This window comes from Hoeflea sp. TYP-13, from assembly GCF_040932035.1.
Lineage (GTDB): Bacteria > Pseudomonadota > Alphaproteobacteria > Rhizobiales > Rhizobiaceae > Hoeflea_A.
The window spans coordinates 604553-629974 of the sequence record NZ_JBFRBB010000003.1 but is presented as its reverse complement, the minus strand read 5'-3'; the positions used below and the strand labels follow the sequence as shown (position 1 = coordinate 629974).

Here is a 25422-nt window from a genome sequence, read left to right as displayed (position 1 = left end):
CGGTTCCAATTCATATGCATTTGCATATAAACTGCTCTTGGTCGGAAAATCAATGTGTTTCTCGCCACGAAGCGCCGTCTCGGTGGAGTGGCCGCGATGGAATGCATTGATCGGAAGAACACCAGCCGCCGCAATAACAGGCGGTTACACTTGCCCCTTGCGGAGGTTCCCGGGTATTGGAGCGGACATGACAGGAAACAACATGGATGAAGACATTGCCTCCGTCGGCATGTCGGCTTTTGCACCCTATCTGATGAACAGGGTCATACATCGCTATAACCAGACCTTGCTCGCAAAGATGAACGAGATGGGGCTGAGCGTTACCAAAATGCGTGCACTGGCTGCCCTGGCCGCTCAGGACGGCCTGACAGTCAATGAGCTGACCGTCTACGCGGTGACCGAACAATCCACCATGAGCCGCACGCTCGACCAGATGGCCCGCGACGGGCTGATCGAGCGCAAAGTCAGCGAGAGCGACAGCCGCGCCCGCCACATTTCACTCACGGAAGACGGCTGGCAGGCATACCGGGAAATATGGCCGGAAATGCGCAAGGCCGAGCGCTCTATGTTCGAGGGCGTTCCTGCGGAGGATTACGAGGTATTGCTGAAGGTGCTCAACCACATGCTGGAAAACATACGGGTGCACAAGTTCTGAGTTTCCTCAGCGCCGGTTCCAGCCCCGCCCTTCTGTCCCGAACAGCTCAAAGCCGTCATCCGCAACCGCCACCGTGTCTTCCAGCTTGATAAAGCCCCGGCGCGGATGAAGCATGGTTGTCTCGACCGAGATCACCATGCCCTTTTCCAGCGGGTTGTCGGCATCCACGCCCTCATAGGCAACCGGGTGATTGGTCATCAAAAAGGGCGCCTCGTGGCTGATAAGTCCCATCCCGTGGGCAAAGAAGTCGGTGCACTGGCTGTTTGTCTGTTGTGCCAGCACCTCGCGTCCGTAGTCGATCATTTCGCCACCCGAAATACCGGGAGCGACCTTGGAAAATGCTGCCTGCTGAACGGTCTCGACCTCCGCCAGCAAATCCTCAAGCTCGGCATCCGGCTCTCCCAGAACGCCCATACGGCAGATGTCGCCAATATAGCCGCACAGATTGCCGCCGGAATCAATGGAAAGAACCTCGCCTTGCGCCCATGCCTGTTGCGATGAGGCACGGTTGTGGCTGGAGCCGAGGGTCAGCAGGCAGTATTCGAACTGCAGGCCGCGATTGGTTTCCTCGCGCCGCAGCCTCTCGATGATTTCCTGTTTCGTATCGCCGGCATTCGATCCGCGGATCGTTGCCTGCATGGCCTCCGTAATGCGCTCGGACGCCTGTTTCAACAACGCCAGTTCCTCTTCGGTCTTGATCGCGCGGAGACGTTCGAAAACGCCGGTCGCATCGACGATATTTGCGTCCCCGAACACGCCGGCAAGTGCATTGTAGGAATTGACCGGCATGAAGCTTGGCTCGATGCCTATGCGGACAGAAGAGACACCCGCCTTCTTCAGGTGGTCGAGCGCCGCTTCCATGGAATCCACCGAACCCCACGCCACCGGCTGGAAGTTCGGCACCCAGAAGGGATGAACCTCGTTCTCCTGCCCTTCCATCTTGTTGCCGACATAAAGGGTCTTTTCAACATTCTCCCTCACATAGACAAAGACCGGCAGGTAGCGGCTGTGGCCGATGGCGTCCATGGTCGAAAAGAAGATGAATTTGTAGCCGCCGAGCAGGTAGCCGACATTGTGCTTCGATGTGGCTATCAACACATCGAGCCCGGCCTCGTCCATCAGGGCATCCAGGCGGGAAAAACTGAACGGCAGACCTTCCACCGACGATGCGACATGCGTGTTCATGGTGATATCCTCGAAATTGACCGTAAAACCGGCGCCTGCCCGTCAGACCTGGCCTGCCGGAATGATATGAAAATCGGGAAGTTCGCGCAGAACCCGCTCGGGCCCGGTCGGCGAATAGACGACAAATATCTCCATCGGCTCATCACCGGTGTTCAAGGTCGAATGAAACCGGCTTTCGGGGATGAATATTGTGCATCCGGGGCCGACCTGGCGCGTTACCGGAGCGCCGTCCTCGTCTTCAACCATCTGCTCGCCGGTTCCCTTGATAATGAAGATAATCTCCTCGGCGCCAGGATGATTGTGGCGCGTGTGTCCCTGGCCGGGCGGCACGAACACCACGCCGCCTGAAAACTGAGCAGCATCATTGACTTCAGGACCGACCGTCAGGGCAAGGCGCCCCCAGTCAAATCCGAAATTGTCGACATCGCCGGGATAGACGAACAGCTTGTTCATGTCGCCCATGGTGAAGTCCTCCTGATTTAAGTTTCATGCGCTTCCGAATTTCAGTGACTTGAAGGAAGCAATCTGATCGCGAATGGCAGTTTCGGCCGGCAGGCGCTCTGCCGAGCTCGCACCGTAAAACCCGTGGCAGCGATCGCAGTGCTCAAGAACGAAGGCAGCGTCATCCGGCATTGAAATCGGACCGCCATGGCAAAGAACGATCACATCCTCACGGACCGTGCGGGCAGCAGCAGCGATTGTGTCGATTTCAGCGACGCAGCTTTCGAGCGTTTTTGCCGAAGTCGCACCAATGGCACCGCCCGTTGTCACGCCCATATGCGCCACGATGACGTCCGCACCGGCCCTGGTCATGGCAATCGCCTCATCACCGTTGAAGACGTAGGGCGTGGTGAGAAGGTCGAGGTCATGCGCCTGCGCAATCATATCCACTTCAAGGCCAAAGCCCATGCCGGTCTCTTCAAAACTCTGGCGCATTGCCCCGTCGAAGAGCCCGATTGTCGGAAAATTCTGGACACCAGAAAATCCCATCTGCTTAAGTTCGGCAAGGAACTGCGGCATCAGGACAAATGGGTCGGTGCCGTTGACGCCCGCCAGAACGGGCGTGCGTTTCACAACCGGCAACACTTCGACGGCCATTTCCTTTACGATTTCATTGGCATTTCCATAGGCAAGCAGCCCTGCTGCCGAACCGCGCCCGGCCATGCGGTAGCGGCCGGAATTATAGATGATGATCAGATCGATACCGCCGGCCTCCTCTGATTTTGCCGAAAGGCCGGTTCCGGCCCCCCCACCGATAATGGGACGTCCCTCCTCGATCAGGGTCTGAAAGCGGGACAGTATCTGTGCTCGGGAAATTACAGGCATAACGTCTTCTCAGTTCTGGCAAATTTCGAGAAAGGCAGCGGCGGCGGCCGCGGAAAATTCCGGGTCGTTGATGTGATGCGGCAGTATTGTGATCCGGCGCAATTCGGTCTCAACGACGGTCGTCTCAAGGGCTTCGAACAATGCCGAGTCTGCCGCACGGTCCCAGAAATCGCCGCCCTCAATGTCAAGGGCGGACACACCCTTTTGCGGAATGAGGAACCGCACCGGGCCTTCGCAGGCATTGAGCTTGTGCCCGATCCACCGTCCAAGCTGCCCGCATTCTTCCGCCGTCGTCCTCATCAGGGTGACGTTGGAGTTGTGACAGTAGAGCTTACGGTCCCTGTAGCGTTCCGGAACTGTATCGGGTGCCCAGAAATTGACCATGTCCAGTGCTCCGACGGACCCCACATAGGGTATGCGCGTTTGCGCAACGACATCCAGACGATTGCGGTTCGCCGGCAGAACCCCCCCGAACAGAAGATCGCAGATTTCCGTGGTGGTTATGTCGATCAGTCCGCTGAGTATCCCGCCAGCAGCCAGCCTTTCCATTGCACGGCCGCCAGTACCGGTCGCGTGGAAAACGAGGCAATCATGACTTTCCTGCAGTGCGGCCGAGATAGCGGTAACGGACTGTGTCGTCACTCCGAACATGCTGAGACCAATGGCAGGCTTGTCATCCATTTGCTCGGGAGGTGGCGATCCGACCATGCCCAGCAGGGCCTGGGCGGCATTGTGGAGGATCACCCGGCTGAGGCGGTTGAGACCGGCAATGTCGGTGACGGACGGAAACATGATGATGTCCGACACGTCGACATAAGGAGCAACATCGCCCGAGGCAAGCGTTGAAACCATAACCTTGGGCACACCGTAAGGAAGCTGGCGCATTCCCGCCGTAACGATCGATGTTCCACCGCCGCCGCCGATCCCGATGATGCCCGCTATATCGTCCTCGCGGTCCTTGCAGAAGCGTTCGAATGCAACGCCCATGGCGTTCATCGCGGCCCCTCTGTCATTCGTTCCGAGTATCCGGTCGGCACCATCGGGATGACAGGCGGCAACGTCGCGCGCCGGGATATCCATTTCTGTCTTTGGCGCGCGTGTGCCCAGATCGACGCGCAGCACATTAGCGTACGACCTTGTCAGAATATCGTGGAGATAGGCGAGTTCGTCACCCTTCGTGTCGGCTGTTCCCGCAAGGTAAATGCTGCTCATTTTCCACTCGACCTCCCTGCAGACCGCCTTTGCAAAACCGGAATATTAAACCGTCTTGCAATTTTTTGGGACTGTAGTACCATATTGGGATGACAGTCCCACGTCAACAAGATGCACCCCAGGCTCCACCCGAAAAAGGACCGCGCGCGCGCACCTGGCGGCTGATGGTCGAAACCGCGAACGACATGATGCGCCAAGGGCTTTCGCCCTCGGTCAGCGAGGTAGCGGAAACCGCAGGCGTATCGAGATCGACCGCCTACCGGTATTTTCCGACGCAGGCAGTCATGATCCAGGCCGTGGTCGCAGAAACGCTGGGCCCGATCCTTGCGTGGCAGTCGGAGTTGTCCGACCCGGGCGACCGCGTCGCCGCGCTGGTGGAGGAATCGTTTCCAAGCATTTCCAAAAATGCGACGACGTTCCGGGCGGCACTCAAACTGTCCCTGGAAAATCAGATCGGCTCCACTGACCCGGAGGAAAACAAGTCCTTCGCCAGGGGGCACAGGATCGAGCTGTTGGAGCGGGCGCTGTCGCCGATAAGAAAGACCTGCTCGGAGGAGCAGGTCACGCGCCTCTCGCGTGCTTTGTCGATGATCTACGGGATCGAGGGGCTGATCGTGCTTAAGGATATTTGCGGGATTGAAGGCGAGGACGCGACCGATGTTGCCCGGTGGGCGGCCCGGGCTCTCGTCCAGGCTGCCATGGCCGAGACAAGCGGTTCGGGAGATTGAAAATACATCTGTCATGACGCCCTATCTGGTCCGGCCAGTTGTGAAGATTGACAGAAAAAAACACGCAGGCCCACAACGAAGTATCTCGTAGAGGAGAGGCAAAACTGTGCAAAAAATTCGATAAAGATTGGCATTTTTGCTGTATATTCCTTTTTTTCTCTCCGAAACCGCCTGAAACAACCACTTGACAGGACGCCAAATCTGGTAGTACCAAAATAGACAGAAAAGTCGAGACTTCAACAAGAAAAAGCAGCCGAAAAAATCGGCCACCAAAGGCACCGAGAAACTATTTCTTTGAATGCTAAACTGGGAGGATATCTAGATGAAAACCAAACTCACCGGTCTGCTGGCCGGTACAGCGATGTTCGCGCTGAGCGCGACATCGGCTATGGCGGAAGATCTCGTGATCTTCTGGGCGGAGTGGGATCCGGCGAACTACCTGCAGGAACTGGTCAACGACTATACGGAGGAAACCGGTGTTTCGGTGACGGTCGAAACGACGCCATGGCCGGACTTCCAGACCAAGACGTTTGCCGAACTCAACGCCCGTGGCGATGCCTACGACATGGTTGTCGGCGACTCCCAGTGGCTGGGCGCGGCCTCGACCGGCGGTCACTATGTTGACCTGACCGAGTGGTATGCCCAGCACGGTGTCAAGGACATCATGACTCCGGCGACGGTCACCTACTACGCCGAATATCCGAAGGGCAGTGGCACCTACTGGTCGGTTCCGCTTGAGGGCGACGCAAACGGCTGGGCCTACCGCAAGGACTGGTTCGAGGATCCGGCCGAGATGGCCGCCTTCAAGGAGAAGTACGGCTACGATCTGGGTGTTCCTAAGGACTTCAACCAGCTCATCGACATTGCCGAGTTTTTCCACCGTCCGGACGACAACCGGTACGGCGTGGCGCTCTACACGCAGACTGCGTATGACGCGATGGCCATGGGCGTCGAGCAGACCATCTTCACCTGGGGCGGCGACCTCGGCGACTACGCGACCAACCAGGTCGACGGCATCCTGAACTCGCCGCAGAACGTCGAAGCGCTTGAAGCCTATCGCAAGCTCTACACGTTCACGCCGCCGAACTGGACGCAGGCGTTCTTCCTTGAGAACAACCAGGCCTTTACCGAAGGACTGGTGGCGCTCAACATGAACTATTTCGCCTTCTTCCCGGCGCTGGCCAATTCGGCGATCAATCCCCACGCCGCCAACACCGGCTACTTCGCCAACCCGCCCGGTCCCAACGGTGACCATCACGCGGCGCTTGGTGGCCAGGGCGTCTCGATCATCGAGTACAGCCGCAACAAGGACGAAGCATTCAAATTTCTGGAGTGGTTTATCCGCGACGACGTCCAGAAGAAGTGGGCGGAACTCGGCGGCTACACGGCCCATGCGGGCACGCTTTCTTCGCCGGAGTTCCTGAATGCCACGCCGTACAACAAGGCCTTCGCCGAATCCATGGAAATCGTGAAGGACTTCTGGGCCAATCCGCAGTTCGCCGACATGCTCTTCCAGATGAACGACCGTCTGCATCCGTACATCACCACGGGTGAGGGCTCGGCCAAGGAATCGCTCGACGCACTGGCCGAGGACTGGAACAAGACGCTGGGCAACAACTAAGTCCGGCCAGCCCACAACAACCGGGACCGGGGATGCTCCCCGGTCCCGATCTTCAAGGACCATTCAAGGGAAAATTCGATGACTGTCATTGCAACCCTCGATCCGCAGTCGAAGGCGGCAGCCCGTGGTTGGAGCGATCTGACCATTCGCAATGCTTTCATCCTCCCGACGCTCGCATTTCTGATCATCTTCAACATCTTCCCGCTGATTTACTCGCTTGGCCTGTCGTTCACGGAATTCCGTGCCTCGCTGCAGAAGCCACCGGAATTCGTCGGCCTGCAGAACTACCGCGAGCTGCTCAACGATCCAGGTATCTGGGACAATTTCCGCATCACCGCGCTCTATGTAATCGTGTCGGTGGGCGGCCAGATGCTTGTCGGTTTCGGTCTGGCGCTTCTGCTCAACCGCAAGTTCCCGCTCAAGGGCCTCGTCACCACCCTGCTGCTGCTGCCGATGATGCTGTCACCGGCTGTGGTCGGGCTGTTCTGGAAGCTGCTCTACGATCCGTCGTGGGGGCCCATCAACTACGCCCTCGGCCTCGGCAAGTTCGAATGGCTGAGCCATCCGACCAACGCGCTGTTCGCGACCGCCCTGACCGATATCTGGATGTGGTCGCCCTTTGTCATGCTGCTGTCTCTCGCCGGCCTGTCCGCGGTGCCCAAGCATCTTTACGAGGCTGCCGAGATCGATCGCGCCGGTAGCTGGTACACCTTCACGCGCATCACCCTGCCGCTCGTCATGCCGCTGCTGATGATCGCGCTCATCTTCCGCACCATGGAGGCCTTCAAGACCTTCGACCTGCCCTTCGTGATGAGCACGGCCAGCGTCGAGACGGTCGCCATTCGCCTCTATCAGATGGCATTCCAGAGCTGGGATACCGGCATGTCGTCTGCGCTTGCCTACATCGTGCTGATTGTCGTCCTGGCGATCACCAACATCTACGTAAAATATCTCAACAAGGCCAAGGAGCGCTGAGATGGCGGCCGTTTCCTCCCGCGCCGAGCGCGTCTGGCATCCGATCGCGATCGTTTTGATCATCATCGCGACGCTCATCTCCCTGGCGCCAATCCTGTGGATTGCATCGACCGCCTTCAAGCCGCGGGCGGTCGCAACGTCGGTGCCGCCGACGGTCATCTTCCAGCCGGAGACCACTGCCTTCGTCAAGCTGTTCACCAAGCGTGTGCAGTTGAAGGAACAGCCGACTAAGGAGGTTTACGACGCCGCGCCCTGGTGGGAGCAACGTATCTATGACGGCGGCGAACGCGTCCTGCGGGTGCGCGGCAACGTTCAACTCAGCCAGTATCCCAACCGCTTCATCAACAGCCTGATCGTTGCGACCATCTCCACGGTTCTGGCAGTCGGCATGGGCACCTTCACGGCCTACGGCTTTTCGCGCTTCAGAATCGGCGGGCAGGACGATCTGCTGTTCTTCATACTGTCGACGCGCATGCTGCCGCCCATTGTGGTCGCGATCCCGATGTTCCTGATGTATCGGACTTTTGGTCTAACAGACACACATATTGGACTCATAATTCTCTATACTGCCTTCAACCTGTCCTTCGCGGTCTGGCTGATGAAAGGCTTCATGGACGAGATCCCGAAGGAATACGAGGAAGCAGCGCTCGTGGATGGTTACACGCGTATGCAGGCGTTCTTCAAGATCGTGTTGCCTCAAGCCACCACCGGCATTGCAGCGACAGCGGTCTTCAGTTTCATCACTGCCTGGAACGAATATGCGTTTGCGCTGATCCTGACCAACCGTCGCGCCCAGACCGCCCCACCGTTCATCCCGTCGCAGATCGGCTCCGGCATCGTCGACTGGACCGCGATCGCCGCCGGAACGTTCCTGTTCCTGCTGCCGGTGGCGATCTTCACCTTCCTGTTGCGCAACCATTTGCTGCGCGGCGTCACCTTCGGCGCGATCCGGAAATAGGAGGGTGTGATGAACTTCAAGGAGCTCAGCAACCGCGTCCTCGAACCGGTGAGCCAATGGACCATGCTGGCCGGCGTCGCCTTCCTGTGCCAGCCATGGATCGAAGTGCTGCACCGCTACAGCGTGACCATCATGTTGATCGGTCTCGTTGGATTCATCATATTCTCACACATAAAGCCCGACGAGAGCTGAGGCGGACGAGACGACATGGCCAATATCAGCCTCCAGAACATCGAGAAGTATTTCGGCGACAACTATGTCATCCGGAAGCTAAATTTGGATATCGCGGACTGTGAATTCGTGGTCCTGCTCGGGCCTTCCGGTTGCGGCAAGACGACGACGCTCAGGGCGATCGCCGGGCTGGAGACCATCGATTCCGGTGACATCCTGATCGATGGCGAACCGGTTCACGAGCGCCGAGCAGGCGACCGTGATATCGCTTTCGTGTTCCAGTCGTTCTCGCTCTATCCCCACATGACGGTTTACGAGAATATCGCATTTCCCCTGCGGGCAGTCGGCATGAGCAATGCCGAACGCGACAAGGCCGTCAAGGACGTTGCAGAAATCCTGCGCATTTCCGACCTTCTGACCCGCAGGCCTTCTGCCCTGTCGGGCGGCGACATGCAAAGGGTCGCCATCGGCCGCGCCCTGGTGCGCCGTCCGAAAGCCCTGCTCATGGACGAGCCGATCGGCGCGCTCGATGCCAAGCTGCGCGAGGAAATGCGGGCCGAGATCAAGCGACTGCACATCGCCCGTGGCTCCACCAGCGTTTACGTCACGCACGACCAGATCGAAGCAATGTCGCTCGCCGACCGGATCGTCATCATGCATGACGGCATCCTCCAGCAGATCGGCAAACCGGACGAGGTCTACCTCAAGCCAGCCAACTTGTTCGTCGCGCAGTTCGTCGGCAGCCCGGTCATGAATGTCGCCGATATCAAGTTGAAGGCAAATGGCGACGGCGCAACACTCATCATGGGCGGCGCGGATGACGGTTTTGCCTTTCCGCAAACCGCGCTTGGCGGCGTCAATGTCAACAGCGCCGAGATCGCGCTTGGTATTCGGCCCGAAGCGGTATTGTTGAGCCACGAACAAATCAACGGCGCGATGGAGGTCGCAACGACCAATATCGAGCCTCTTGGCTCGCACGATATCGTCGACGTACAGATCGGGGAGGAAGTTCTGCGCGCTCGCACCGAAAGCGGCTTCGCCTCCGGCGAAGGCCAGCGCCTGTGGGTCAATCTGGATCCTGCACAGGCGCATTTCTTCGACCGCCAGAGCGGTCAGTCCCTGCGGAGTGATGTCTGATGGCCAGTATCAAGCTAATGGGCGTCACCAAGGATTTCGGCGCCAACCGGGCTCTGAGCGGCCTTGATCTGGAGATAGCCGATGGGGAGTTTTTTGTTCTGCTCGGCCAGACAGGCGCCGGCAAGACCACCACCTTGCGGGTAATTGCCGGGTTGGAAAAACCCACCAGCGGCGACGTCTATCTCGACGGCGAGAACGTTGCCGACTGGAACGCGGCGCAGCGGGACGTTGCGCTGGTGCTGCAGCAATATTCGCTCTATCCGCGGCTGACGGTGCGCGGCAATCTGGAATTTCCGCTGAAATCGAAGATCCGCAATTTAAGCACTGTCGAGATCGAGGAACGGGTTGCAAAGGCAGCCGCTACCCTGCAGATCACGCCGCTGCTCGACCGCAAGGTCGAAAAGCTCTCCGGCGGTGAGATGCAGCGTGTCTCCATCGGCCGCGCCATCGTCCGCGAGCCGCGGGTGTTTTTAATGGACGAGCCGCTGTCGGCGCTCGACGCCAAGCTGCGCGAAGCGCTCCGGGTTGAATTGAAGAAACTCCACAATGACCTTGGCGCGACATTCCTTTTCGTCACCCATGATCAGGTGGAAGCCATGTCGATGGGCGACAAGATCGGCGTTTTGAACGAGGGACGGCTGGTGCAGGTCGGCACGCCGGCTGAAGTCTACAGCGCCCCCTGCAATACCTTTGTCGCCCGCTCCGTCGGAACCCCGCCAATGAACCTGATCGACGGCAAACTGTCATCTGGCCGTGCCGTCATCAACGGCGGCGGCTTCGAACTGCCGGTCACCGCCAATGGCGCCGAGGACGGCCGGAATCTGATTTTCGGTGTGCGGCCGGAAAACATCCAGCTAGAAAGCGGCGCCCCCGTCGAGGCCAGGGTGTTCGACATTGAAGATCACGGGGTCGTCAAAATCCTCAACATGGAAGTGGGCGGCGACAAGATCCATGCGACCGTGCCCGCAAGACTGCACGTTGCTCTTGACGAAACGGTCCGTTTCGGCTGGAAGCCGGACAAGGTGCTGTTGTTCGATCCGGAAACCGGAAACAACGTCGCGATTGACTAGGCTCTGAGCCCGTTGTTCCAGCAGGGTGGCACGACTGCATGGCGCCCAGTCGAGGTATCTAAGAAGTGTCGTAAATCAAAATGGCGATTTTCGATGTCGAAGACGTCCCAACGCGGCGCTCATTATCCGGGCAAACAGCAAACTAACCCCGCTAGCTCTCTGTTTGGATATCTGTATCCCCTGACAGTCGGTATGTTCCCGCCTTTAGCCGCACACAATCTTCAAGGATTGATGCAAGAGCTGCAACGCAGACAAGGAAGCCTGAGATGGGCACAATTGCGATGGCATATTTCTTGGGCATGTAGTTCGGCTTGAAGACAAACCCTCCATCTTCCCAGGCAAAATACCACATCTCCCAGTACTTGCCGCCCATAGTGGCAACGGCTTCAATCCCATAGATGATCATCACAAGGCCAAGACCAAAAATAATCAGAGACCAGAATTGCTGCACCAGGAAAGCGCCTTTGAGCGGCAGCCGTGTGTAGATGAGATCCAAAGCGATGTGATCCTTGTCGCGGACCGTCAGTGCGAGTGCAAGGAAGACCAGCCAGATATTGCTGAGAACCGTCAGCAGGTCGCCCCAGACCGGAGGGTTCTCAAAAACGTACCGCATGACAACGGAATAGACCGTGAATACCACCATCAGCAAAAGAAGAATTGCACAGAAAGCAGTCAAAATCTTCTTGACGGCTCTATCGACACTTTTTGCGAAGGCTAGCATGGCCCGCGTCCCCCGAGACCATTCGCTGCGTCCCTCCAGTGGCTTTCGCAAACCGTTTTGAATGTCCGCGCACACATCATTTCACGAACCCAAAAACCTTCGGAAGATACATGGTGATATCCGGGACTACGATCAGCACAAACAACAACGCGAACAGGGCAATCAGGTAGGGCAACATCGCCACGGCTACTTTTTCCAGCCGAACATTCGCGATCGCCCCCGCCGTAAAGAACGCCACACCGACCGGCGGCGTGACGGACCCGATAAGGAACCCGACAACAACAACAAGAGCTGCCTGAACATCCGGGTAACCCGCGGCCACCATCACATCAACCAGAACTGGGCCAACGACAATGATATTGGCTGCGGAGTCCATGACCATCCCGAGCAAACAAATGAACAGGACCAGCACCAGAGCGAACAGGAGCTGGTTGTGGGTATAGCTCAGGAGCCACTCCTCCAGTTGGTTGATGGCACCCAGCGACGTCAGCAACCAACTGAACGGGCCGGAGGCCGCTATGATGATGAATACCATGGCCGAATTTCGAAAAGCGCGAACAAATGCACTTCTGCAATTGTTCCAGGTGATGGTGCGGTAGATGAACAGCCCGACAAATAGTGCAATGGTGGCTGTCAGTGCACCCGCTTCGACAACGCCGGCGATCCCAAAGACGACTGAACCTACAAGGACGATGGGAATAAGCAGCGCGAATGACGACTTGTAGCCGACGATCGCGATCGCCTTCAGGCTGAAGGGCTCTTCGCTGCGCTCGAAATTGTTGCGCCTCGCTATGAAATAATTGATCACCATCAGCAACAGGCCGATCATGATGCCCGGCACTATGCCGGCGGCAAACAACGCGCCAACCGAAATACCGCCGGCGTTCGCCAGAACGATCATCATGATCGACGGCGGGATGATCCCGCCGATTGTGGAACTGACCGCTGTGATCGCGGCGGCGAATGCGGATGGATAGCCGGCACGCTTCATCGCCGGCACCAACAACGAACCGACGGTCGCGGTATCGGCCACCACCGATCCATTCATCCCGGCAAAGAACATGCTGACCAAAACATTGGCTTGCGCCATGCTGCCGCGCATTCTTCCAATCAACCGCTGGCTCAATTCCACCAGCCTGTCGGTGATGGTGGCGCTTGTCATGAGCTCTCCCGTCAGCATGAAGAACGGGATCGCAGTCAGGGGCACCGCATCGATGGCGCTGAACATCTGACTGGGGATCAGGATCATGGGAGCAGCGTCGGTGATCAAGATGTAAACCACCGGGATCAGGAGCAGTGTAAAGCCGACAGGTGCGCCAAGTAAGATAAGCAGCACAAGTATGAGAAGAAGCGCAATGCTTTCCATTTGAGCTTCGTCCCCTTTCCGCTCGATAGCGAGTGTCGTTCTACAGCAACTGGTCTTCGGCTGTCGGCACAAGGAAGGGCGCGGACGTTATTCCGCGCCACTTCACTTTGGACATGCGGGCGGCCGTATTACAGTGCGCCTGCTTCTTTCAGCTGGGCAATGAAATCGGTCATGCCCTGCTCTTCCAGCACACGCTCGGCTGTTGCCGGATCAAACGTGCCCTTGGCATTGATCCATGCATCAATTGCACCTGCCCGCCAGAGTTTCATTTCGTCTTCAGACGGAACATACCATTCCTCGATGTCGGCCTTGATGGCGGTCTCGCCCGCTTCAACCCAGTTGCGGTCCAGCTCCTGCACCTTCTGGCCAAATGCCTCCGCAGCCGTGTGCAGCCATTCCTTTTCCTGATCGGTCAAGGCATCATACTGGCGTTTGTCCATCGACAACTGGTTTCCGGACCACGAGCCGCCGATTTCGGTGAAGTATTTGGCAACCTCATGCAATTTGGCGACGTGCTGCCAGGGTGTTGCGACATACTGGCCTGAAACAACGCCGGTTTGCAGCCCCTGATAGAGTTGCGACCAGTCATAAGGCACCGGCACTGCGCCCCAGTTTTTGATCAGCGTGTATTCAATCGGGCTTTTTGTGACGCGCCACTTGATGCCTTCCATGTCTGAAGGAACATGCACCGGGCCATGGGCGTTGCCGAGTTGACGGAACCCGCCGCTGGAATAAACAGTCAGGCAGACATGACCTGCTTCCTCAGCAGCGATGTCACATTGCTTTTTGGCAAGCCATTCAGAGGAAATGCGGTCGGCATCCTCGATACTCTTGAAGATGTAGGGCAGATCGAAAATGGCCAGTGAAGTACCAAAATTGCCGAAATTCGCTGTTGAACTTGTCCAGAGCTGCAACAGCCCCTGATTTGCCTGCTCACCGCAGGTCTGTTCACTGCACAGCGACTTCCGGTAGTGCGGCTCGATTGTCAACTTTCCACCTGACACTTCGTTCAGTGTCGGGATCAGGGCCTGATCGATCGCGTCGCCGATCGGCATCCCTTTGAAGCCTACGGTTCCAAGTTTTAAGACTTTTTCGGCACTTGCTGCTTCTACTCCGATAATCAGAGTTGCTGTCGCAACCGCCACTTTCCAGATTGAACTTGTGTTCATGTGCGATCTCCCTTGAACAGACCAGACGCCTGCTTTTTTCATGTTAATTCCCCGCTTCATCATTCACACATGAATATACGGCAAAAGGGACAAAAGGCTCGATTAGTAGGGACAGAACCAGGTGCACCAAAATTCGGTTCGATTGGAACGGCTGAGCCAGTTGAAATAATTCCTCTTTCATTTCAGTAGCTTATTTATGCAGGGCGGTATCGCAATAAACCGCGCATTCGCCGCACCGGACCAGGCAACCCCCCATCTGTCCCTACTAACCCGATAAACTGTTCCTTACGTCCGTTCCCAAATTTTGAATAAGACAATAACGCCCGGCCACGGCCAGAGGTGGGGATAAAAATCGACGATACCTGGCAAAAAAACATGCGTTTCAACGTAACAACCGCAGAGATGGAAAGGCTGAAATGACGTGTACCGAGCCATTCAGCGTTAACGTCCCCGACGAGACGATCGAGAGCATTCGAGCGCGTGTTGCGTCTTTTCCGTGGCATGAAATGCCCGATGACGGAGGATGGGAGTACGGCACGAACCTCGATTACATGAAGGAGTTTTGTGACTACTGGGTGGACGGATTTGACTGGCGAAAACAGGAAGCGGAAATAAACCGGTTCTCGCATTTCAAGGCACCCGTTGATGGCATCGACCTTCACTTTATTCATGAAAAGGGGAGCGGCGATAATCCCCAGCCACTGATCATCAGCCATGGCTGGCCCGGGACCATCGTCGAGTTTTTGGAATTTATCGATCTGCTCGCGCATCCGGAAAATTATGGCGGCAATGTTGAAGACGCATTCGATGTCGTCGCTCCCTCACTGCCTGGATTCGGATTTTCGGGACGACCGCCGCGGCCTTTCGGCCCACGAAAAATGGCGGGTGTTTTCAACACGTTGATGACCGATACACTTGGATATGGATCCTACATTGCCCAGGGCGGTGATTGGGGCGGTGCCATATCAAGCTGGCTTGGCTATGAGCATGCGCCGGCATGTAAGGCAATTCACATCAATATCCTGACAATGCGCCATAAGGATGGTCCGCAAGGTGCAGAAGAAGAGGCATGGGCGGCGAAATTCGAGCGTGATCAAATCATGCAGAACGGCTACCGCACACAACAGGCAACCAAACCGCAGACCTTGAGCTACGCAATGATGGATAGCCCGGTGGGTGTTGCCGCCTGGATTCTCGAAAAGATGAATGCATGGTCGGATACGGAGGGCGATGACGTTGAAAGCGTCTATACCAAGGATCAACTCCTGACCAACATCATGGTCTACATCGTCACACGAACTTTCAATACGGCATCCTGGATTTACTTCGGTCGGCGTGAGGAAGGCGGCAGGATTCTGTCTCCTGAAGGCAGGCGGGTGGAGGTGCCAACGGCCTGCGCGCTGTTTCCGGCGGAACTTTTGGCTTGGCCGCCACGCAGTTACGCAGAACGGATTTACAACATCACCCAGTGGACCGAAATGCCGCGAGGAGGCCACTTCGCTGCCATGGAGCAACCCGATTTGTTGATCGAGGACATTCGGAAATTTGCGCGACGCCTGCGCTAGGAAGCACCTGCGAGATCAAAAAAGGACTGCAAAATGAACGCAACGAAGGCCGAGTTTCACAGAATTCGCGACAATGCCAAACTGAACGCACAAGCGTTCATTGACGGAAAATTCTGCGACGCCTCTAACGGCGCAAGACTTGAAACCATCAATCCCGCGACCGGAGAAACAATAACGACTTTCACCCATTGCGGTGGCGCCGATGTGGACCGGGCGATAGCAGCGGCAAGGCGGGTATTCAATGAAGGTATCTGGTCGCGGTCCGCACCGGAATACCGCAAGGAAGTGCTTCTAAAACTTGCAAACCTGGTTGAGCAAAATAGGAAAGAACTGGCGGTTCTTGAAAGCATCGATGCGGGGAAGACCATAACGGACTGCCTCCACGAGGTGGGCACCGAAGCGGTCAATTTTTTCCGCTGGTATGCGGAGCTTGCAGACAAAACATTCGGTAAAGTCGCGCCGACTGGTGACGATACGCTGGCGCTGGTGGTCAGGGAGCCTGCCGGTGTCGCCGGGGCAATTCTGCCGTGGAATTTCCCGTTTTTAATGGCCGTCTGGAAAATTGCGCCCGCCCTAGCAGCCGGCTGCTCAATTGTGGTCAAGCCGGCGGAGCAAACGCCGCTCAGCACCATCAAGCTGGCTGAATTGATTATCGAGGCCGGCGTTCCCGATGGCGTCGTTAATATACTCCCTGGACTTGGCGAGACGACCGGTCAGGCGATCGGCCTTCACAATGACGTTGATACTGTATCGTTTACCGGATCAACCGAAGTTGGCCGCATGTTCATGCGCTATTCCGGCGACAGCAACCTTAAGAGCATTGGCCTGGAGATGGGTGGCAAAAGCCCGTTTATCGTTCTGGACGACGCTGACATTAATGATGAATTGATCGAGCATTCCGCAATGGCTGCGTTCTGGAATGGAGGACAAAACTGCTCCGCCAACATGCGCCAGATCATCGCTGAACCGCTGGTGGACACGTTCATGGAGAAAATGCTCAATCGGGTATCGGAATTCAGGCTCGGCGACCCTCTTGACCCTGAAACAACCATTGGTTCGATGATCACCAAAGAGCACAAGGACATGGTGATGGGCTACATCGAAAAGGGCAACCAGGAGGGGGCAAACCTCATTGTAGGCGGCAACTCGGATTTGGCCGGATATTTCATCGAGCCAACCGTTTTTGACAACGTAACCAATGACATGACTATCGCTAGAGATGAAATCTTTGGCCCGGTTTTGGGTGTCATGCCGGTCAAGACCATGGAGGAGGCGCTCGCAATCGCCAGTGATACCGACTACGGATTGCATGCCAGTGTATTTACCCGGGACATTGACCGCGCGATTTCAATGGCGCGGAAACTCCCTTGCGGAACAGTCTCCGTAAACGGATTTTCGGAAGGGGACATCAAGACGCCATTTGGCGGCTACAAGCAATCTGGTTCGATGGCGCGTGACAACGGCACCGAAGCATTGGACCAATACCTTCAAACCAAAACAATCTGGATATCAACCCAGCCTGTCTGTTGAAGAAAACCGGTGGATAGGATCGAAGCGAAAACGGCGCGCTCCCGGCCCCGTAAATTGCTCGAAATCTTGAGGCCATGTTATGTTTGGGCTGTAAGTTGATCGACAATATACGGGGCCGCGGTGGACCATTCTGTCACCAAACCGGAATATGACCACGCCGGCGCGCAGCAAATCGGCAAGAAGGATTTCGTTCGCCGCGCTATCTGTTTGCGGATCGTCGAAGGCATCTATCGCAAGGGCGAAAAAGTCCCCTCCTGCCGTGAAATAGCCGAACAGCTTCAAGTCTCAAAAAACAGTGCCTACCAAGCCTATTCAGGTCTTGTTGACCTGGGCATTCTGGAATCCCGCAATCGATCGGGTTTCACTGTCGGTCTGAATGTGCCGGATGTGAAAATCGCGGAGCAGATTGGCCATCAACCCGAACAGGGATTGTCCGACAAGTTGGTGTTCGCCAGCAATTTGCCCGACGTGAACATGCGTGCGAACCAGCCTAGGAACTGGGCCGAGTTTGAGTACCCGTTCGTCTACAACCAGATTGATTCAGAACTCTTCCCGATCGAAGCCTGGCGTGAATGTTCCCGGTTGGCGCTTGGTCGAAACGCACTTCCGATCTGGACCAGCGAAGCAGTCGATGTGGACTGCCCCGATCTGATATTTCAATTACGCCGGCGTTTGCTCCATTACCGGGGCATCAAAGCGGCGGAGGATGAAATTCTGGTCACCGTCGGCGCCCAACACGCTTTGTGTATTATCAGCACTTTGTTTGCCGAAGACCGCCGGCCCATTGCTTTCGAAAATCCTGGTTATCAGGAAGCCCGCCATCTGTTTCATTTGTATGGGAACGAAATTCAACCAGTGCCGGTTGATGCGCATGGCATGGTCCCTGACGAGTTGCCCGCGGAGTTTAAGCTCCTATACCTTACTCCGGGCTGCCAGTTTCCAACGATGGTTTCGATGCCGGAAGACCGTCGTGAGCAGGTGCTTCGGAAGGCGGAAGCGGCAAAAGCATTTATTATTGAAGACGATTATGAAGTGGGCTTGCTTGGGCATGTAAAACCAAGTCCGGCGCTGAAATCCCGCGATAGAAGCGGAACGGTGATTTATGTCGGCAGCCTCTCCAAGACCCTTTCGCCGAGTATACGCATGGGATTTATTGTCGCGCATCGCGACATTATAGAGGCGGCCAAGACGATACGAAGCCTGACGGTACGTCACCCGCCGAGTATTGTGCAGGAAACGGCGGCGCTGTTTCTGGCGCACGGATATCATGATGTGCACTTGAAAAAGCTCAGGGAAATATATTCGCAACGCTGGCATATCATGCGCGATGGAATAGTGGAGCTTCTGCCTATGTTCTCGCTTGGTCACGCAACGGGTGGCACATCTTTTTGGTTGACCGGCCCGGCCGGATTTGACGCGCATGCCTTTGCAGAACGTCTTCAAACGCGCGGCGTTTTAATAGAGCCTGGCCACATATTTTATCACAACGGATATCCAAAAAACTCATTTCGAATTGGTTTTCCCTCTGTTGCAACGGACAAAATCAGACTAGGTCTGCGGCACATTGGCGAAGAGGCGAGAAGCTTCCTGAAAAAATCGAAGCACGCAGGTGGTTAGACCAACCTGGATCAACAGAATCCAGACTTTGCAAACGTTGGGAAATAGGTTCCGGTACTGAGGCAGTAGCAAGTTGACTTAGCTGTGCCGCAATCTCGATATCCCACAACAACATCACATCGCTAAGTCCGCATTGCCGCCATTCATCGCCGCAACGGTTATAGCTCTGATCATTGAGCCCTCAATCCAAAAACAGAAATCGCTCAGGAACCGGCAAACCGCGACCTATAAAGTGTCACGGCATCCGGATTGACGAGGTTCACGGGCAAATCGCCCTCGATGATCCGCCGCACCTCGTGAACGACCCCCTCGCCCATGCGCAGCATGCTTTCCTCGGTGATCCCGGCCATATGCGGCGTCAAGATGACGTTGTCGAGGGAGAACAGTGGATGGTCGGGTGGCAGTGGCTGTGCACTGAAGACGTCCAGTGCCGCCCCGCCCAACCGGTTTGACTTCAACGCATCGATCAATGGTTCTTCCTCAACCACTGCACCGCGCGAAACATTGATCAGCACGGCACCATTTTTCATCCGTGCCAGTGCGGCCGCATCGATCAGCCCCACGGTCTGCGGCGTCAGCGGGCAGCAAAGCGCCAGGATATCGGATTGCGAAAGCAGCTCGGAAAATGACACGGACGATGCTCCATCCGGAACCTTTTCCGGCGTGCGCGTGCGGGTCAAAACACGCATGCCAAAACCATTTCGGGCGATGTTATAGAGGGCCCTTCCCACATTGCCCATTCCAACGATGCCGAGTGTCCGGCCGCTGAGCTCGCGGCCTGAATTGCTGTGGCGGCGCCCGGCTTCCCAGCCGGTCGAGCGCAGGTCGCCATTGACCCGCGGATGTTGCCGCAGCAGCGCCAGGCTAGACCAGATGACGTGTTCCGCAACGGTCACGGCATTGACGCCCGGGACATTTGCAACGAGCACGCCGGCCTCCGTTGCCGTATCGACGGGGATCATGTCGAGGCCCGCTCCGTGCCGGATCATGGCTTTCAGCAACCGCTCCCGCCCGACAATTTCAGGATCGATCGGCGCCCGCACGATGATGATTTCCGCGCCGGCGCTTTCGGCCATGATGGCCTCTGGTGTCGGCGCGCTTGCAATTTTGAGCGACCCCATCGCCTGCAGGTCAAATGTCACTTTCGGATGAAGCGTGTGTGTAGAAAATATCAGCGGTGCGGCAGCCATGGGCGTACTCAGCTTTCCGCACTGTCGGCCTGGGATTCGAACAGTTCCGTCCAGTAGCTCTGCGCACCGCGCAGATGCGTGTTCATAAGCGCGCGTGCAAGGACGCCGTCACGGCTGACGAGCGCATCGAAAATCTGCTGGTGTTCAAGATGGGACTGTTTGTTGCGCTCAGGCTTTTGAAAATAGATCGGCAGCCGTTTTTCACTGAGGGCGTAGAAGGTCGTACAGATATTGTAAAACACTGTGTTCTGGGTCGCCCTGACAATCTCCAGATGGAAATCATGATCCAGTTCCCACAATCCCAGTCCCTCTGAAATGCGTTTTTCCGATTCTTCCAGGATTTCGCGCAGGCGCTCGTAATTTTCTTCAGTCGCCCGTTCCGCCGCCATTTCGGCCGCCTTGATCTCATGGATCTTGCGGACTTCCACCGCCTCGTAAATCTGCTTAGGCTCCAGCGGAATTCCGGCTCGGGCGAAAAACGCCATCGCTTCGATGCCCGAATGTGCTTCATTCAGATAGATTCCGGATTTCGCCCGGCGCTCCACAACCTGCATGGCTTCCAATATGGCAAGAGCTTCGCGCACCTGCCCGCGGCTGACGGTAAAATGATCGGCCAGTTCGCGCTCGGAGGGAGCCTTGCCGTCATTGTTTTTTGCCGCCTCGACAATATGGGCGGTCAGGTTGGGGAGAAATGCGTCTTTCTGCATGGTCATTCGGTTACAGCGTGAGCCTTGATCATATCTTCGTTCATCGTCAGACCGAGGCCCGGAGCCTCCGGTATGGCGATATTACCGTCCTCAACCTTCACATCTTCCTGAACAATATCGTGAATCATCGGATTGGCACCCAGCGAATACTCCACCGTAAAGCTCGCCGGCGAGGCCGCGCAAATATGAAGACCTGCAAAAAAACAAGGTGCTCCCGCCCAAAGATGAGGCGCCAATCTTAAATTGAAGGCGCTTGCCAGGGAACCTATCCGCATCGCCTCAGAAATACCACCGCAAAAGGCCGGATCCGGCTGCAGGATATCGGCAGCCCTGCGAACCACAATATCGCGGAAGGCATAGCGGGTTGCCTCGCCTTCTCCCGTGGCTATCGGAATATGCGTTGCCGAACGCAGATCGGCTATGCCGGGTTTGTCATCCGCGATTATCGGCTCCTCGAACCATGCGAGGTCGCAATCGGCAACCTGGTGCGCAAAACGCTTCGCATCGGACACCGTATAGGTGCCGTGGGCATCCACCATGATCGCGATATCGGGCCCGAGCGCGGCCCGCGCGGCCTTGACCCGCGCAGCCGATACGTGCGGCGGACCGTCCATGGCGCCAACCCGCATTTTGACGGCTCTGAAACCGCCATCTTCCACATAGGCAAGGAGCTGTTCCCCAATCTTGTCCTCCTTTGCCCAGCCACCCGAGGCGTAAGCCGGCAACCGGTCGGACTTGCGCCCGCCCAGCAGCTTCCAGACAGGCTCCCCCCTTGATTTTCCAAGTATATCCCAAAGCGCGATATCGACGGCGCTGATCGCCGCCACCGTCAGACCGCGGCGTGCCAGTTCAGGCATAGCGTGACCGGCCATCGCAGCCTTCCGGCTGCGCACGCCGTTATAAAGATCCTCCCAGATGAATGTGATGTCCGCCGGATCGCGGCCGATGATTTTCGGTCCGATTTCGTTGTTCAGCAAATGAACCAGCGAGCCGTAGTGCCCGGCGCTGCCGGCGGCGTTTTTACCCTCTCCCCATCCGACGATCCCGTCATCGGTCTCGATCTTCAATATAGCGGCGTCGAAGGTTTTCATTCGGCCGAAATCACTGATGTGCTGTTCGGCCGTTTTTATCGGGATTTGCACCCACCAGGCGTGAACCGAAGAAATGCGCATTGGTACTCCTGAAGCAATGAGCCATGGCCCCCGGCGCTACGGGAGGTAACGCGCCGGGGGGCAGCCAGATTGCGGGTTACTTCATCAGCGGCAAGAGCGTCTCCGCCGTTATCCGCATCTGGTCGCTATAGAATTCCTCCGACAGCAGGCTGGAGCCGTGGTCTTCGATAAATTTCAGTTGTTCGGGAGAAATATCGACCGGGTTCTTTTCCACCATGTCCGGGAACATGGCAGCCGGCGTCCGGTCCACCGGCGCCACGAATTCATTGGTCAGTGCGCCGTCATATCCGACTTCCTTGAGCGTACCGACGATCTTTGCCCAGTCGAGATGTCCAAGACCGGCAGCAAAACGGTTGTTGTCAGCAACGTGGAAATCGAACAGCCGGTTGCCTGCCAGTCGTATCGCGTCATAAATGTCGGATTCCTCGATATTGATGTGAAATGCGTCAAGGCAGACCCCGCATTCGGGATCAACCGCATCCGCCAGCGCAAGGGCCTGTGCACACCGGTTGAACAGATAGGTTTCGAATCGGTTCAGCGGTTCGACGGCTATTTTTACGCCACGGGATTTGGCGTGCGCAAAACACTCCTTTGTCGCATCCACCACCCATTTCCACTCCTCTTCGGGTGTTGCGTCCGGCACCACTTTGCCCACGGTGGCCGGGACCAGTGTCAGGACCTCGCCGTCGAGTTCCGAAATCATGGTAATGACGTCCTTGACATATTGCACCGACATGGCGCGCTGACCCTCATCCTTTGCGGCAAGGTTCCGCTCTCCGAGCATCAATGTCACCGCACCCCAGCAGCGAATGCCATGCTCTTTCAGATGCGCGCGCGTCTCGTTGACATCGTACTGTTCGGGCTCACCCGAAATCTCGATGCTTTCATAGCCATACACTTTGATTCGCCTAAGCGTCACATCAAGCGGCTCCGCCCGCATCCAGTTGTGTGTCGACAGGTGCATTTCACTCCTCCCTTGATCCTTCACCCCTAGAGCGGCCCTGTTCCGGGTCATGGCGAAGTTCATTTTGGCAATTCGTCATCTGGTTCTACCAGATTGCGCCGAATTTGACGTCAGGTCAAGTGGCGAGCTAACGATGAATTTCTCCTCTTTTATGGCAAAATTTACTTCAAAAGATGTGTTTTTTCAAATTCACATCTAGATTTGCGCAGTTTTCCGGCAGATAATGCAGTTGACGGAAACGGTCTATTTGGTATGACCAGTTGAAGAGATATTCCTGAAGCGGGCGCTGCGTCGGCATTGGAAGGATGGCCAATGAAGATCGGGATGTGCATGTATCTGTGGACGACAAATGTTGGTCCCGAGCACGAGGAAATACTGCGCACCATCAAAGCGATTGGCTTTGACGGCGTGGAAATTCCGATATTCGAAGGCGCACCCTATGAATTCGAACAGACGGCGAAATTGCTCGACCGCATCGGGCTGGACCGAACGGCAACCTCGGCAATTGGTAATCCCGAAAAAAATCCGATTTCATCCGATGCGATGGAACGCAGGGCCGGCGTCGATTATGTCAAATGGGCTGTCGAGTGCGCTGCTGCGGTAGGCGCGCGGTCGCTGTGCGGTCCGTTGCATTCAACACTCGGCCACTTCTCCGGCAGGAGCCCTTCAGCAGACGAACTGGCCCGATCGGTAGAGGCTCAAAGACAGATCGGCGAACATGCTTCAAATTATGGCGTGTGCGTAGCGCTTGAGGCGGTCAATCGTTTTGAATGCTATCTGGTAAATACGATGGATGCGCTGTGTGATCACGTTCGTCAGATCGGCCATCCCAATATTCGGGCCATGTATGACACGTTCCACGCCAATATCGAGGAAACCGACCCAAATAGCGCCTTGACCAAAAATGCCGATCACATCGCCCACATCCATATTTCCGAGAATGATCGCGGCGTGCCCGGCAGGGGCCATATTCCCTGGCCGGAGTTTTATGCCGCCCTTGCAACAACGGGTTATGACAACTGGCTGACCATCGAGAGCTTTGGCCGTGGCCTACCCGATCTGGCGGCAGCCACCCGAGTCTGGCGCGATTTTGCAGAAAGCAATGAGGCCGTCTGCCACGACGGTTACACGCATATCAGCCGGTCGATGGAAAAAGCGGGCCTCGAACGGGGCTAAATCCGCAAGCCGGCGCGAGGAAGAACAGGAAGGATATCGACATGCGCACGATCAAGGGACCAGCGCTGTTTCTGGCGCAGTTTGCCGGCGATGAGGCGCCGTTCGACACATGGGACAGCATTACAAAATGGGCCGCGGATATCGGCTATAAGGGTGTGCAGCTGCCAAGCTGGGACGGGCGTCTGGTGGATCTCGAAAAAGCCGCTTCATCCAAGGACTATTGCGATGAACTGAAGGGCATGGCCGCAGAAAACGGCGTCGAAATCACCGAACTCTCCACCCATCTGCAAGGTCAGCTTGTCGCGGTACATCCGGTCTATGACGAAGCCTTCGACGGCTTTGCCGCCCCGCATGTGCACAACAATCCCAAGGCCCGCCAGGAATGGGCGGTCGACCAGGTGAAAAAGGCGCTCACCGCATCGCGAAATCTGGGGATCGGAGCCCATGCGACATTTTCGGGCGCGCTCGCCTGGCCTTTTCTCTATCCCTGGCCGCAACGCCCCCAGGGCCTGATTGAATCGGCCTTTGACGAACTTGCCGACCGCTGGAGACCGATCCTCGATCACGCCGACGAAATGGGTGTCGACGTGTGCTACGAAATCCACCCCGGCGAAGACCTGCATGACGGCGTGACGTTTGAAATGTTCCTCGAACGAACCGGCAATCACCGGCGCTGCAACATGCTCTACGATCCGTCGCACTACGTGCTTCAGTGCCTTGATTATCTTGACAATATCGACATCTACAAGGATCGCATCCGCATGTTTCACGTCAAGGATGCGGAGTTCAATCCGACCGGCCGCCAGGGCGTCTATTCAGGCTATCAGAAATGGATCGACCGGGCCGGCCGCTTCCGCTCGCTCGGAGACGGACAAGTGGATTTTGCCGCGGTGTTTTCAAAAATGGCCGCCAACGATTTCGACGGCTGGGCCGTGGTCGAGTGGGAATGCGCGATCAAGCATCCCGAAGACGGAGCGCGCGAAGGTGCACAATTCGTCAAGGATCACATCATTCGCGTCACCGAGCGGGCTTTCGACGATTTTGCCGGTGGCGATACGGATGAGGCTGCCAACCGCAGGATGCTGGGCATCGGCTGACGGAGCTACAGCGTCACGCAGGCGGATCCAACCGGTACATAAGCGGCACGCGGTCGCGGCTTGACATGCGTCAACTACAGCCGCGTTTGAATTGGCTATCCAATGGTCAG

The 25422-nt window shown here is 56.7% G+C and carries 24 protein-coding genes; 13 read left to right on the top strand and 11 right to left on the bottom strand.

Translation table 11 applies throughout. The features are described from left to right. Positions 1–187: 187 nt before the first annotated feature. A complete protein-coding gene (locus ABVT35_RS20010; RefSeq protein ID WP_368468760.1) occupies positions 188–655 on the top strand; it encodes a MarR family winged helix-turn-helix transcriptional regulator in 468 nt (155 codons plus the stop codon). A gap of 6 nt (positions 656–661) precedes the next feature. Here ABVT35_RS20010 and ABVT35_RS20005 read toward each other — a convergent pair whose 3' ends face one another. Genes ABVT35_RS20005 through ABVT35_RS19990 form a run of 4 tightly spaced genes read right to left on the bottom strand, consistent with a single transcriptional unit; the run spans position 662 to position 4378 of the window. After that, a complete protein-coding gene (locus ABVT35_RS20005; RefSeq protein WP_368468759.1) occupies positions 662–1840 on the bottom strand; it encodes a M24 family metallopeptidase in 1179 nt (392 codons plus the stop codon). Between the two features lie 42 nt (positions 1841–1882). Beyond that, a complete protein-coding gene (locus ABVT35_RS20000) occupies positions 1883–2302 on the bottom strand; it encodes a cupin domain-containing protein (RefSeq protein ID WP_368468757.1) in 420 nt (139 codons plus the stop codon). Positions 2303–2326: 24 nt separating this feature from the next. Beyond that, positions 2327–3166 (bottom strand): phosphoenolpyruvate hydrolase family protein, encoded by an 840-nt coding sequence (locus ABVT35_RS19995; protein WP_368468756.1) that lies wholly within the window; start codon positions 3164–3166, stop codon positions 2327–2329. Positions 3167–3175: 9 nt separating this feature from the next. After that, entirely contained in the window at positions 3176–4378 is a 1203-nt protein-coding gene (locus ABVT35_RS19990; protein WP_368468755.1) for a Tm-1-like ATP-binding domain-containing protein, read from the bottom strand. 164 nt (positions 4379–4542) lie between these two features. Between ABVT35_RS19990 and ABVT35_RS19985 the strand changes: the two genes are divergently transcribed. From ABVT35_RS19985 to ABVT35_RS19955, 7 genes are all read left to right on the top strand, one after another. Continuing rightward, the gene (locus tag ABVT35_RS19985) at positions 4543–5106 is read left to right on the top strand and encodes a TetR/AcrR family transcriptional regulator (protein WP_368468754.1); all 564 of its coding nucleotides are present in this window, start codon (positions 4543–4545) and stop codon (positions 5104–5106) included. A gap of 322 nt (positions 5107–5428) precedes the next feature. After that, a complete protein-coding gene (locus ABVT35_RS19980) occupies positions 5429–6727 on the top strand; it encodes an extracellular solute-binding protein (protein ID WP_368468752.1) in 1299 nt (432 codons plus the stop codon). Between the two features lie 78 nt (positions 6728–6805). Continuing rightward, positions 6806–7702, top strand: a complete 897-nt coding sequence (locus tag ABVT35_RS19975) for a carbohydrate ABC transporter permease (RefSeq protein WP_368468750.1) — start codon at positions 6806–6808, stop codon at positions 7700–7702. 1 nt (position 7703) lies between these two features. After that, positions 7704–8660 (top strand): carbohydrate ABC transporter permease, encoded by a 957-nt coding sequence (locus ABVT35_RS19970; RefSeq protein WP_368468749.1) that lies wholly within the window; start codon positions 7704–7706, stop codon positions 8658–8660. A gap of 9 nt (positions 8661–8669) precedes the next feature. Further along, complete coding sequence (locus ABVT35_RS19965; protein WP_368468747.1) at positions 8670–8852, top strand: hypothetical protein; 183 nt, start codon at positions 8670–8672, stop codon at positions 8850–8852. Positions 8853–8867: 15 nt separating this feature from the next. Further along, entirely contained in the window at positions 8868–9968 is a 1101-nt protein-coding gene (locus ABVT35_RS19960) for an ABC transporter ATP-binding protein (protein WP_368468746.1), read from the top strand. Continuing rightward, on the top strand, positions 9968–11038 hold the full coding sequence (locus ABVT35_RS19955; RefSeq protein WP_368468744.1) for an ABC transporter ATP-binding protein: 1071 nt from the start codon (positions 9968–9970) through the stop codon (positions 11036–11038). The genes ABVT35_RS19960 and ABVT35_RS19955 overlap by 1 nt, the downstream gene beginning before the upstream one ends. Before the next feature lie 151 nt (positions 11039–11189). On the opposite strand, the gene ABVT35_RS19950 is transcribed toward ABVT35_RS19955, so the two are convergent. From ABVT35_RS19950 to ABVT35_RS19940, 3 genes are all read right to left on the bottom strand, one after another. Next, the gene (locus tag ABVT35_RS19950) at positions 11190–11759 is read right to left on the bottom strand and encodes a TRAP transporter small permease (RefSeq protein WP_368468743.1); all 570 of its coding nucleotides are present in this window, start codon (positions 11757–11759) and stop codon (positions 11190–11192) included. A 76-nt stretch (positions 11760–11835) separates the two neighbouring features. Next, positions 11836–13125: a TRAP transporter large permease gene (locus ABVT35_RS19945; RefSeq protein ID WP_368468742.1), complete on the bottom strand. Its 1290-nt coding sequence runs from the start codon at positions 13123–13125 to the stop codon at positions 11836–11838. 128 nt (positions 13126–13253) lie between these two features. Continuing rightward, positions 13254–14294 carry a TRAP transporter substrate-binding protein gene (locus ABVT35_RS19940; protein ID WP_368468740.1) on the bottom strand — a complete coding sequence of 347 codons (1041 nt, stop codon included), beginning with the start codon at positions 14292–14294 and terminating at the stop codon, positions 13254–13256. A gap of 416 nt (positions 14295–14710) precedes the next feature. Between ABVT35_RS19940 and ABVT35_RS19935 the strand changes: the two genes are divergently transcribed. From ABVT35_RS19935 to ABVT35_RS19925, 3 genes are all read left to right on the top strand, one after another. Then, entirely contained in the window at positions 14711–15859 is a 1149-nt protein-coding gene (locus tag ABVT35_RS19935) for an epoxide hydrolase family protein (RefSeq protein ID WP_368468738.1), read from the top strand. A gap of 33 nt (positions 15860–15892) precedes the next feature. After that, a complete protein-coding gene (locus tag ABVT35_RS19930; protein ID WP_368468737.1) occupies positions 15893–17389 on the top strand; it encodes an aldehyde dehydrogenase in 1497 nt (498 codons plus the stop codon). 120 nt (positions 17390–17509) lie between these two features. Further along, positions 17510–19006: a PLP-dependent aminotransferase family protein gene (locus ABVT35_RS19925; RefSeq protein WP_368468736.1), complete on the top strand. Its 1497-nt coding sequence runs from the start codon at positions 17510–17512 to the stop codon at positions 19004–19006. Between the two features lie 203 nt (positions 19007–19209). On the opposite strand, the gene ABVT35_RS19920 is transcribed toward ABVT35_RS19925, so the two are convergent. The 4 genes from ABVT35_RS19920 to ABVT35_RS19905 all read right to left on the bottom strand — a co-directional run bounded on the left by ABVT35_RS19920 (position 19210) and on the right by ABVT35_RS19905 (position 23039). Next, the gene (locus ABVT35_RS19920) at positions 19210–20196 is read right to left on the bottom strand and encodes an NAD(P)-dependent oxidoreductase (RefSeq protein ID WP_368468734.1); all 987 of its coding nucleotides are present in this window, start codon (positions 20194–20196) and stop codon (positions 19210–19212) included. 8 nt (positions 20197–20204) lie between these two features. Continuing rightward, positions 20205–20909, bottom strand: a complete 705-nt coding sequence (locus ABVT35_RS19915) for a FadR/GntR family transcriptional regulator (protein ID WP_368468733.1) — start codon at positions 20907–20909, stop codon at positions 20205–20207. Next, complete coding sequence (locus tag ABVT35_RS19910; RefSeq protein WP_368468732.1) at positions 20906–22075, bottom strand: mandelate racemase/muconate lactonizing enzyme family protein; 1170 nt, start codon at positions 22073–22075, stop codon at positions 20906–20908. The genes ABVT35_RS19915 and ABVT35_RS19910 overlap by 4 nt, the downstream gene beginning before the upstream one ends. A 76-nt stretch (positions 22076–22151) precedes the next feature. Then, entirely contained in the window at positions 22152–23039 is an 888-nt protein-coding gene (locus ABVT35_RS19905; RefSeq protein WP_368468731.1) for a sugar phosphate isomerase/epimerase family protein, read from the bottom strand. A gap of 312 nt (positions 23040–23351) precedes the next feature. Between ABVT35_RS19905 and ABVT35_RS19900 the strand changes: the two genes are divergently transcribed. Together ABVT35_RS19900 and ABVT35_RS19895 are read left to right on the top strand one after the other, a co-directional pair. Further along, complete coding sequence (locus tag ABVT35_RS19900) at positions 23352–24215, top strand: sugar phosphate isomerase/epimerase family protein (RefSeq protein WP_368468730.1); 864 nt, start codon at positions 23352–23354, stop codon at positions 24213–24215. 41 nt (positions 24216–24256) lie between these two features. After that, the gene (locus tag ABVT35_RS19895; RefSeq protein ID WP_368468729.1) at positions 24257–25312 is read left to right on the top strand and encodes a sugar phosphate isomerase/epimerase family protein; all 1056 of its coding nucleotides are present in this window, start codon (positions 24257–24259) and stop codon (positions 25310–25312) included. The last annotated feature ends 110 nt before the right edge of the window (positions 25313–25422 follow it).